This window comes from Pseudomonas sp. S2_A05, from assembly GCF_054668485.1.
On sequence record NZ_CP162775.1, the window covers coordinates 3,959,041 to 3,970,478 of the forward strand.

At 62.0% G+C, this 11,438-nt stretch carries 7 protein-coding genes; 3 read left to right on the forward strand and 4 right to left on the reverse strand.

What is annotated here, in order from left to right; genetic code table 11:
- Position 1 precedes the first annotated feature (1 nt).
- The 4 genes from AB4O12_RS18050 to AB4O12_RS18065 are packed head-to-tail and all read right to left on the reverse strand — an operon-like array spanning position 2 to position 7,747.
- Entirely contained in the window at positions 2–4,576 is a 4,575-nt protein-coding gene (locus AB4O12_RS18050; protein WP_460059318.1) for an alpha-2-macroglobulin family protein, read from the reverse strand.
- Positions 4,573–5,223 (reverse strand): DUF1175 domain-containing protein, encoded by a 651-nt coding sequence (locus AB4O12_RS18055; RefSeq protein ID WP_041477701.1) that lies wholly within the window; start codon positions 5,221–5,223, stop codon positions 4,573–4,575. The genes AB4O12_RS18050 and AB4O12_RS18055 overlap by 4 nt, the downstream gene beginning before the upstream one ends.
- Positions 5,208–6,920: a DUF2138 domain-containing protein gene (locus AB4O12_RS18060; RefSeq protein ID WP_460059321.1), complete on the reverse strand. Its 1,713-nt coding sequence runs from the start codon at positions 6,918–6,920 to the stop codon at positions 5,208–5,210. The genes AB4O12_RS18055 and AB4O12_RS18060 overlap by 16 nt, the downstream gene beginning before the upstream one ends.
- Before the next feature lie 35 nt (positions 6,921–6,955).
- On the reverse strand, positions 6,956–7,747 hold the full coding sequence (locus tag AB4O12_RS18065) for a YfaP family protein (protein ID WP_460059323.1): 792 nt from the start codon (positions 7,745–7,747) through the stop codon (positions 6,956–6,958).
- A 494-nt stretch (positions 7,748–8,241) separates the two neighbouring features.
- On the opposite strand from AB4O12_RS18065, the gene AB4O12_RS18070 reads away from it, so the two are divergent.
- From AB4O12_RS18070 to dxs, 3 genes are all read left to right on the forward strand, one after another.
- A complete protein-coding gene (locus tag AB4O12_RS18070) occupies positions 8,242–8,484 on the forward strand; it encodes an exodeoxyribonuclease VII small subunit (RefSeq protein WP_016772991.1) in 243 nt (80 codons plus the stop codon).
- Positions 8,481–9,368, forward strand: a complete 888-nt coding sequence (gene ispA / locus AB4O12_RS18075) for a (2E,6E)-farnesyl diphosphate synthase (RefSeq protein WP_460059325.1) — start codon at positions 8,481–8,483, stop codon at positions 9,366–9,368. Before AB4O12_RS18070 ends, ispA begins: the two co-directional genes overlap by 4 nt.
- Before the next feature lie 91 nt (positions 9,369–9,459).
- A complete protein-coding gene (gene dxs, locus AB4O12_RS18080) occupies positions 9,460–11,358 on the forward strand; it encodes a 1-deoxy-D-xylulose-5-phosphate synthase (RefSeq protein WP_460059327.1) in 1,899 nt (632 codons plus the stop codon).
- The last annotated feature ends 80 nt before the right edge of the window (positions 11,359–11,438 follow it).

The following is an 11,438-nucleotide window of genomic DNA, read 5'->3' on the forward strand; positions in this document are numbered from 1 at the left end:
GTCAGTTGACCGTGACCTGACCGAGGGCAGCTTTAGCCTCCTGGGCCTGATGCTGCGGTGCATACACTTGCTTGAAGCGTACCGGCGGCAGGTTGAACTGGCCCTTCTGCGAGAAGCGCACCAGATGGCGCAGGCGCAACTCACCGCTCAATGCATCGACCGGCACCGCGTAAGCCAACTGACCCGGTTCGAAACGCGCTTTCTCGAGCGCGGTCGGTTCGGTGCCGTCCTTGCCCTGCAATTTGATGCCCCATGTCGTGCGCTCGACATCCGCGCCCGGTGGCAGCGGCACTTCAAGCATGCCGTAGCGCAGCGGTTTCGGCGCTTTGCTGGTAAGGATCACCTCGTCCAGGTACAGGCTGTCGCTGGACAGCGGCTTGGTGCCGACCGGCTCGAGTTTGAAGGTGAACGCTTCGTCGCCCGGCACCAGCCGCGACAGACGCCGAGTGACGCTCACGGCCATCGGATCGACCTGCGGCTGTTGAGTCTGGAAGCTCAGCGCTGCACGCAACGGCCGCTCTTGCGTGCCGGACACGCTCAGTATGTTCGGCAAAGGCGTCGCGCCTTGCCATGTCCAGTACATCTCGCCGCTGGCGCCGTAGTTTTTCTTCCAGCCCTCACCCGGCATCAGCGCGATGGTCGGCGAGGCCTGAGCGATGCTGCGTTGCAGCCAGGTCAGCGCCAGTGCACGTTCCAGTGTCGATTGCTGCGGCAACAGACGTTGCAACAACGCCGTCGCACGGGCCTGATCAAACGGTTGCAGCGACAGGTTCAGTGCTTCAACGAAGGGCTGCGAGCTGACCGCCAGACGTTGTTGCGCTGCGCCCAGTTGCCGATTGAACGCCTCCGGCAAAGCAACTTTCGCCTGCGTCGCCAACGATGCAGTGAGTACCCGCGCCGCCGCCAGACCGAGCGCCGAATCCGGGTCGTTCATCACCAGACTGTCCTGACCGTCGTCGAGCAAGGTTTCGGCAGCGCCTTCACCGGCCTTGGCCAGATCGTCGATCAAACCGCTGAGCAGCGTGTTCACTGGCAGCTGCATCTGTTTGGCGAACGACAGAATCAGCGCCCGTTGCAGCAACGGTGTATTCGGCGCTTGCTTGGCATAAACCTCCAGTACGCGCTGCCAGTGCTCCGGCGGCAGGGTCAGGTCGAGTACGCGGCTGGCATTCCAGTCGGCGTAATAGGCATAGGCGGTGAGAAAGGCATCGGGCTCGCCGTCGTAGCCCCACCAGGTAAAGCTCGCCGACGGCCCGGCCATTTGCACCAGACGCAGACGGCTGTTCTGCATGATCAGGCGCAAGCGATCGCGAATCTGCGGGTTCGACGCCAGCGATGGATAAGCGATGCTCAGCGGCAGCAAGCGACTGGCCGTCTGCTCGACGCCGCCGTACGGGTAGCCGAGCAGATCATCGAGGGCGGAACGGAACAGCGCTTGCGGACTGTCATCCAGACGCAGGCGGATATCCGTGGCATCCGCCGGCAAACTCAAGGGTGTGTCGCCGCTGACCACATCGAGACTTTGCGTTTGCGTGACTTGCCAGCCTTCACCGGTGGCACTCAAGCGCACAGCCAGGGCATCGGCGACTTTGCCGTCCTGCACCAACTCCGCCGTCCACTCGCCAGAGGCCAAAGCGAACGCCGGCAGTGGCAGGTAATTGATGCCGCTGTTCAGGGTCACCGGCAGACGTTGTTCGGTACCGGCATAGTGAGTCACCAGTTCCGCCTTGACCGGTTTCTCTGCCTGACTGAAAGCGAACACACCCAGCTGCGGCTGATCGCCCTTGCGGAATTTGCTCGGCCCGCTCCACTTCAGGTAAAGCGGTTTTTCCGAACGGACAAACTGCTTCTTCTGCCCGACCTGACCGTCATCGGCAATCGCTCGAGCGGTGATGCGCCAGCGGGTCAGCGAGTCCGGCATCTTGAAGGTGAAGCGGGTTTTGCCGTCGGCGCCGGTCAACAGCTCCGGCTGCCACGCAGCGGTGTCGACGTCTTCACGGCGCGGACGCTCAAGCACCTTCACGCCGCGTTCGCTGCGATTGGCTTTACCCGGGGCGCCGGGGCTACCCGGCAATGCCACGTCGTAGCTGATGAACGACAGGCTGGCACTGGTGCGCACGTTGTTGCGCCGTGGGTGGTAGAAGAACTGGTCAATGCTCGGCGCGACTTCCGGTTGCAGCGCGTAGACCATTTCGTCGACCACGCTGACCGTCAAGTGTGCCGGAACCGCTTTGCCGGCGAACTGCGTGGTGAGGTCGACCGTGACCGTATCGCCCGGCAGGTACACCGCTTTGTCGGTGCTGATCGCCACGTCGATTTGCGGCGCGACCACTTTGATCCCGGCGTTCTGAAAGCTGTACTGACCGCCCTTGGTGTAGAGCACGGAGAAGGTCAGGTTCGGCGCGAAGCTGTCTTTCACCGCAATGCGCGCGCGGTATTGGGTGTCGCTGAGTTTTTCCAGTTTCAGCCAGTCGCCGCCCTTGGCCAGCAGCGCAGTGGCCTCGACCTTGTCGCGCTCCAGCGACAGCAGTGCGTCGCTGACCGGCTCAGGGAAGGTGATCAGCGCCAGCGCTTCTTCGCCCGCCTTGTACTCGGGCTTGTCGAGGACGATTTCCACTGTGCCCGGCACCGCTTTCACACCGTCGCCGGTGACCGATTGGCCGGTGGCGCCGAGGACGCGACCGTGTTGATCCTTCAGCGTCAGGTTGTAGGTGCCCGGACGTTCGAAGGCGAGGCTGAAGCCTTTGTCCGTTGCGGCGAGTTTGCCTTCGCCGGTGCTCTGATCTTCCAGGCGCACCCAGGCGTAGCTGCTCGGCGTTACGGCTTTGCTTTGTTCGGTGCCGCCCTCGTTGGCGTAGCTGAAGGCAACCTTGTCACCGACTGCACTGAAACGCTGCGGCGCACTCAAGCGGAAACTCGCCGCGCCACGGTCGATGAGGATTTCCTTGGTGGTTTTGACCCGATAAGCCGCGCCGTCGCTGGCAAACACGGTGAGCATGTAGCGGCTCGGTTTATCGGCTGCCGGCAAATCGAGGGTCGCGTTGCCTTTGCTGTCGGTAGTCAGTTCGGTGCTGGTCAGCTCCACCGGAAATTGCCCGAGGTATTGCAGCTCGTTGTCGACCATGGACAGTTGCTGGGCGCGCAGGCTCAGGCTCAATTTGGCGTTGGCCACCGGTTTGCCGTCCGGATAGAGCAGCACCAGATTGCCTTTCACCGGCTCACCGGTGCGGTAATCCTGCTTGGCCAGATTCAGCGAGATTTCGAAGTGCGGCTTGATGTATTCGGCAACGCGGAAAGCACTGCTGTAGGCCTGATTCTTGTAGTTGAAACGGATCTCGTAACCACCGGCCACGGCGTTATCCGGCAACTGGAAACGGCCCTGGGTACCTGCTTTCGAATCAAGCTTCAGATCGAGGGTCTGCAGTTCGGTCCCCGTGGCATCAAGCACGCTGACACTGACATCCGCCGCGCCCGGCAGAACCGAATCCCGGGCATTCTTGAACTCGCGACCGACGATTTTCAGCGACACCCAATCGCCCGGGCGATACAGCGGCCGATCGGTGAAGGCATACAGTTTGGTGTCGTAGATTTCGCTGTCGTAGTAGAAGTTTTCCGAGACGAACACGCCGCCCTCTTCGTCCTCGCCGATGACGAACGAACGCTCCGGGCTGACGTGTTTCAGGCGCAGCAGACCGTCGGCATCGGTAGCACCGCTGCTCATCACGCCGAGGCCATCGGTCCACAGCACATTGACCTTCGGCACCGAACTGCCTTCGTGCTTGCGCGCGGCCCAGACCAGCAGTTCATCACCGGCAATCTTGCTCACCGCGACGGTGTTGGAGACGAACACCATGGTGGTCGCGCGGTACTTGCCGATCAGCGCTTCGACCAGATACAGCCCCGGTTTCAGATTACCCAGCGGAATGTAAACGTTGCCCGGCGAGACGCTGACGAAGTCACTGGACGAGCCGGCCAGATTGACCCCGGTCGGTGGCTGGATCGGCTTGGCCTGCCACAGTGGATAACGGAACTGGCTGACCACCGGCAGACCCGGGATCAGCGCAAATTGCGGCTGCGCGTCGTACGGCGTCGGCGCGGCCATGGCCTCGCCCATTTTCAGCTCCGGCACTTCTTCGGTGACCTGCTTGCGCGACTCGTAAGAGAACGCACGCTGCATCACCCGCCGGGATTTGCGATACCAGTTGTCCCACAGATACGCGAGAGTGTTGGACAAACCTTCGCCCTTGAACTGGCCGTCACTGACGACGCGGTGCAGGTTCTTCTGGCGCTTGAGGAAATCCAGCGGCTTGTCGATGCGATACACGCGAATGTCGGCGCCGCCGTACGGCTCCATGCGAAAACGCCGGTAGTCACGACCCGGGGCTTCGAGGCGGACCATCGCCGGCTCGTCGCTGGCAAAACTGCTGTCGGCGAGCAGGAAGAAACTCTCACCGGCCACCGGCGTGTAATTGCTCGGCTCCACCGAGTCTTCGGCGTTGACCCAGGTAAACGGCAGCAACAACGCTAACAGCAAAGAAATTCGCGAACAGATACGCAACATGCGGGCACCGGTCATTGGGAGAGAAAGTTCAGTCGATAGACGCCGATGAAGTTGGGGTTGGCTGCGTCGGGTATCCATCGGGTGTCCTTCCATGTCATGAGTTGCTGCAGGCTTGCCGAACGCATGCCGTTGTCAGTGGGGGTGGTGGTGCCGGTGTGATAGGCGATGTAGCGGCCCATCCAGATCATCAGGTGCTGGTCGTCGCCCTGATCGAAAAACATCAGGTCACCGGGCCGCGCCTGCGCCACATCGCGGCCGACCAGATGGCTGTTGAACTGAATCAGTTTGATCGCGTTGACGTACGGCCCGACCTTGCCGCCGCCCTGCTGCCACTGTTGCGCGAGCTTGCGTTGCTCGTTGCTCAGCGTCAGTTCCGGCGGCAGGTAGCGATTGGACAGACCATTGCTGCGCAGCCATTTGTCGTCGTGGACTTTCAGCGCTTCGTTGGCGGCAAAGCGCACCAGGCCGGCGCAGTCCTGCTGATACCAGCGCGGGCTTGGGCCTTGGCTCAATTGCTCTTGAGCAATACGCACAAACCAGGCGCGAAACACCTGGGATTGCGCCGGGTCGAGCGCTGGCGCTTCAACCGCACGGGCGCCTGCGCTCAGCAGCAAAGCAAGCAAGCCGAGGCTGCGGATCAGTGCGCTCACAGCGCCTTCCATTCCAGCGGCAGCCATTGCCAGTGGCCGTCAGGCTCACTGCCTTCGGGCAGAGTCAGGGCATATTTGCCGTAGCCGCCGAGGGTGCGCAGTTTCGGCATCAGGTAGGTTTGCGCGGCGTTGTAGAACACCGGCTCCATGTCCTGCGGCAGGCTGTCGAGGGTTTCGCGCTGCATCAGTTGCGCCATCGCGTCCGGGCCGAGGTAGATCGGCATCAGTACGTCTTTTGGCAAAACGTCGGCCATCGGCGGGAAGCGCTTGTCGAGGGTGCCGAGGGCTTTGTCGACGAGTTTGTCGTCGAGGGAAAACAGCAGCGTCGAGCCATGACGGGCAAGGCTGACTTTCATGAACGCCTTGCCGGAAATCGCCTCTGGGTTTTCAGCGGTCTTCGCCGCGTAAGGCCCGAAACTGGAACTGACCTGACGCTGCCAGACGTGGCTCTGGCCTTCCTGCTTGTCGATCACCGGGAATACGCTTTCGGCGACATTGGCTTCGAACGCGCCGACCATCGAGCCGAACAATTTGCCCAGATCACCATCAAGCTTGCTGCTGTCCTCGTCTTTGAGGCTGGCGACCAGCAATGGTGTATACAGCCGCGAATCGGCGTACCAGCACAGGCCAGCCGCGCCAGCGACGTGTTCGGTGAGGGTCTGCGCCACCGCTTCTTCAGCGCCGAGTTTGATCAGGATCGGTTTCTGCGGCTCGGCCGCCACCGGCAGGGTCACGCAAGCGCTCGCCCCCAGCGGCATCGCTTGCCAGACCGGTTTGAAGTCGAAGTCAGGCTGGTTTTCCAGCTCATCCATGGCCAGATAGCTGTGCCAGCCCTTGTCGTCCATGTCGAAACGCAGCCCGGCGAAATTCGGGATGAAGCGCTGATAGCCCATCGCGAGCACGCTGGAATTGACCGACAGACGCTGCTTGATTTCCGGGTTTTTCGCTGGCAAGCCGAACGCTTCGGGGAAGAGTTTTTCGCCGTTGAGCAACGCCGCCAGCGCTTGCGCGGAAACGCGGCCCGACTCTTCCGAGACGCCGCTCTCGGGGTCGTAGTACTTGGCTGGATTGGACAGCACCACCAGTTTGTCGCCGCGCGACGCGAACAGCAGAGATTTGCTGGCGTTGTAGCTGAGTTGATACAGCGGCACTTCGTCGCTGCCGACTTCGAGAGTGCCGAAGATGCTGAGCTGAGTGTCATCCAGCGCCACTTTCGCCAATGGCTCGAGCAGCTTGGCCAACCCGCCGCGATCCATCACCAGCAGGAAATCCTTCAAACGACCATCGGCGCCACGCCACAGCGCAACATCGGCCGGTTGATCGAAAAGCTGCTCGATCAGGCTGTCCTGCAACTTCAGGTCATGCTCGTAGATGATCCGCCGCAGGCTGCCGATCAGGCCGAGGCGATCGGCGTGGGTTTCGTAATAGAAGACGAAATCCTCGGTAAGCGTGGCCTTGAGGAACGGCACCGTCAGCAGGTCCTTGGGCAACTGGCTCAGTGAACGGGTTTCGAGCAAGGCATCCGGACGGCCGAGGCCGAGCCTGTCACTGGCCAGTGCCGCTGGCGGCGCTTTGGGCTTGAGCAGCAGCCAGCCGAAACCGCCCGCCACACCGGCCACCAGGCACAGGCCGAGCACGACCAGCGGCCAGCGCCGCGAAGGTTTGGCCGCCGGTGTCGCGGCAGCTGGAGTCACAGTGTTATCGCTCATGTTCACAACATCCGAGTTCATCCGTGGCGGGATGCTTAATAGTTGAAAGTCTTGACCAGCAACAAATCACCGATCGCCCGCAGGGGCACGATGAAGGTTTCGCGTTTTTCGTCGACGGTGTTTTCGTTGAGCACCAGGGTGATCTGCGAGGTGATCACCTCGTTCTGATTACTGGTTTCCTCGAAGTTATAGCCACCATCGCCGTAGTTGCCCCAATAGTTGACGTAGACCAGATACGTGCCGTGCAGCGGCGCGGTCATGGTGAACATTTCCGGGCCGGGGCCGTCGACACCATCCGGGTCGAGGCCGCCGCCATTGCTCAGCGCCGGCCGTGCCCAAAAGGCATGCTGACCGTCGGGGGTGACAATATGCAGATCCAGCTCGGCTTTCGGGTCGTCCCATCCCAAGACAAGACGAATCTTCGCCGGCGTGCGCAGATTATTTGCTTCATAAAATTGCACGCGCTTGAGCGACTGGCCCTCGGCGCTGATCACTTCAACGCTGTTGGAGCCGGCGCCGAAGGCGTAGGGCCGGGCAAAACGCCCCTGATCGTCGGTGTACAGATTCAATGGATTGCCGTTGACGGCGAGGCTGTGCGGCGGACGCATGTGGCCGAGGGCTTTGAGCTGGCCCTGGATCATCGTGCGATTGCGCTGAATGCCGCGATCGATCGGCGGCGTCGGGTAGGCGACCTGCGGATTTTCCGAACGATCGAGCAGGCCATGATAACGCCAGCCGCCGACCGGCTCGGACAATTGCGCAGCCGGCGCGGCCCACAGCACAGGCGCGCAGGCGAAGCCGATCAGCAGCAAAAGAAATGAACGCATGTGACGCCTCCTGCCATGCCTTGAACGAAACCTTGCACCCGATCCTCGGTACTTCACAGCGGTGAACTGCGTTTCGTCTGAACGCCCCGCAACTGTCGGGGCCGTAGAAGCCGCGAAGATTAGCGATTCGGCAGTTTTTTAACAATCGGATACATGTGTGATTGCTGTAGGAATCTCGCTTTCGAGAGGGCGTGAGCCGAATAGCGAAGTTATTCGGCTCATAAAATGAGCCGAATAAGCCTCAGCCCCGAAACACATTAACTTTGTGACGAGGGGATTTAACCCGCTCGGCTGCGCAGCAGTCGTAAAACCGGCGACTTCGATTTTCCTGAGAGTATCGGTCGTCTGGTTTTAGGGTTGCTACGCAACCCAGCGGGGATAAATCCCCTCGCCACGGGGTCATGTGCGCGGCTTTGGGTGGGGCGTCTCATTTGCCCATACCCCCCCTATCTGCTAGTGTCGCGCCGGTTTAACGTCTACCGGAAATTGCCGCCATGGCCCGCAAAAAAGCTGCACTGGATTTCGAACAATCCCTCGCCGACCTGCAAACACTGGTTGAGCGTCTGGAGAACGGTGAATTGTCGCTGGAAGACTCGCTGACCGCTTTCGAGCAGGGCATCGGTCTGACCCGTGACTGCCAGGCGGCGCTGGCCCAGGCCGAGCAGAAAGTGCAGGTGCTGCTGGAGCGCGATGGCGAACTCGCCGAGGAACCCTTCGACGCGGATGAGCCAGAATGATCGCGGCGTATTCGGCGAGCAGTCAGGCCCGGGTCAACGCGGCGCTGGAAACGCTGTTCGACGCGCCGCTGCCGGAACTGGCGCGGCTCTACGAAGCGATGCGCTACAGCGTGATGAACGGCGGCAAGCGCGTGCGCCCGTTGCTGGCTTACGCGGCGTGCGAAGCCCTCGGCGCAAAGGCTGAACAGGCCAGTGGCGCGGCGTGTGCGGTCGAGCTGATCCACGCCTACTCGCTGGTGCATGACGATTTGCCGGCGATGGACGATGACGATCTGCGTCGCGGCCAGCCGACGACCCACAAGAAATTCGACGAAGCCTGCGCGATCCTCGCCGGTGACGGCTTGCAGAGCCTGGCCTTCAGCGCCCTGCTCGACCCGCGCCTGAGCGAATGCAGCAGCGAAATCCGTCTGCAGATGGTCACAGCGCTGGCCCACGCAGCCGGTCCGGCGGGCATGGTCGGTGGCCAGGCCATTGATCTCGGTTCGGTCGGTCTCAAGCTCGATCAAACAGCCCTGGAACAGATGCACCGACACAAGACCGGCGCGCTGATTGAGGTCAGCGTCAAGCTTGGTGCCCTGGCCAGCGGCCGCGCCCAGCCTGATCAGCTGCAGGCATTGCAGACTTATGCACAGGCCATCGGCCTGGCCTTTCAGGTGCAGGACGACATCCTCGACGTGGAAAGCGATACCGCTACCCTCGGCAAACGTCAGGGCGCCGACATTGCCCGGGACAAACCGACCTACCCGGCCCTGCTCGGCCTCGACGCTGCCAAGGCCTACGCTCTGGAACTGCGCGATCAGGCCCTGCAGGCGCTGCGACCGTTTGACGCGGCCTCCGAGCCGCTGCGCGAGCTGGCGCGGTATATCGTCGAGCGGCGCAACTGACGGCGTATCGGCCAAAAAAGACCAACGCGTGGGCAGGGGCCGATGCATCAGGTAAACTGCCGCATCTTTTATACCTATAACGATTCGCCTGATGCCCACGACGTTTCATGAGATTCCCCGCAAGCGCCCGACCACGCCCCTGCTCGACCGCGCGAACACGCCGGACGGCCTGCGCCGGTTAGGCGAAGCCGAGCTGGAAACCCTGGCCGATGAGTTGCGCCTGGAATTGCTCTACACGGTCGGCCAGACCGGTGGGCATTTCGGTGCCGGCCTGGGCGTGATCGAGCTGACCATCGCGCTGCATTACGTCTTCGACACCCCTGACGACCGTCTGCTGTGGGACGTCGGGCATCAGGCGTATCCGCACAAGATCCTCACCGGTCGCCGCGAGCGCATGGCCAGCCTGCGTCAGAAGGACGGCATTGCCGCGTTCCCACGCCGCTCCGAGAGCGGGTACGACACCTTTGGCGTCGGCCACTCCAGCACCTCGATCAGCGCTGCGCTGGGCATGGCCATTGCTGCCCGCCTGCAGGACAGCGATCGCAAGGCCATTGCCGTGATCGGCGACGGCGCGCTGACCGCCGGCATGGCCTTCGAGGCGCTCAACCATGCGCCGGAAGTGAACGCCAACATGCTGGTGATTCTCAACGACAACGATATGTCGATCTCGCGCAACGTCGGCGGGCTGTCGAATTATCTGGCGAAGATCCTTTCCAGCCGCACCTACGCAAGCATGCGCGAGGGCAGCAAGAAAGTCCTTTCGCGCCTGCCCGGCGCCTGGGAAATCGCCCGTCGTACCGAAGAATATGCCAAAGGCATGCTGGTCCCCGGCACCCTGTTCGAAGAGCTGGGCTGGAACTACATCGGCCCGATCGACGGCCACGATCTGCCAACCTTGATCGCCACCCTGCGCAACATGCGCGATCTCAAAGGCCCGCAGTTCCTGCACATCGTCACCAAGAAAGGCAAAGGCTTCGCCCCGGCGGAAGTCGACCCGATCGGCTACCACGCCATCACCAAACTCGAACCTCTGGACGCCCCGGCCGCTGCGCCGAAAGCCGCCAGCGGGCCGAAGTATTCGGCGGTGTTCGGCGAGTGGCTATGCGACATGGCGGCGGCTGATGCTCGTCTGGTCGGGATCACCCCGGCGATGAAGGAAGGCTCGGATCTGGTGGCGTTCAGCGAGCGCTTCCCCGAGCGTTATTTCGATGTGGCGATTGCCGAGCAGCACGCGGTCACTTTCGCTGCCGGCATGGCCTGCGAAGGCGCGAAACCGGTGGTGGCGATCTATTCGACATTCCTGCAACGCGGTTACGACCAACTGGTACACGACGTCGCCGTGCAGAACCTTGACGTGCTGTTCGCCATCGACCGTGCCGGCCTGGTCGGCGAAGACGGCCCGACCCACGCTGGCAGCTACGACCTGTCGTACCTGCGCTGCATCCCGGGCATGCTCATCATGACCCCGAGCGATGAAAACGAATTGCGCAAAATGCTCACCACCGGCCACCTCTACAACGGCCCGGCGGCAGTGCGTTACCCGCGTGGCAGCGGGCCGAATGCAGTCATCGAAAAAGATCTCGAAGCGATCGAAATCGGCAAGGGCATCGTCCGTCGTCAGGGCAGCAAGGTCGCCATGCTGGTGTTCGGCGTGCAACTGAGCGAAGCCTTGAAAGTCGCCGAGAAGCTCGACGCCACCGTGGTCGACATGCGTTTCGTCAAACCGCTGGATGAAGCGCTGGTGCGCGAGATCGCCGGCAACCACGAGTTGCTGGTGACTATCGAAGAGAACGCAATCATGGGCGGCGCCGGTGGCGCGGTCAGCGAATTCCTCGCCCGCGAGAACATCCTCAAGTCGATGCTGCATCTGGGCTTGCCGGACATTTACGTCGAGCATGCGAAACCGGCCCAGATGCTTGCCGAGTGCGGGCTGGATGAGGCCGGGATCGAAGCGTCGATTCGCCAGCGGCTGGCATTGCTCGCCCAATAAACGCAATACCCTTGTGGGAGCGAGCCTGCTCGCGAAAGCGGACTGTCAGTCACAGACGAACTGACTGATACACCGCCTTC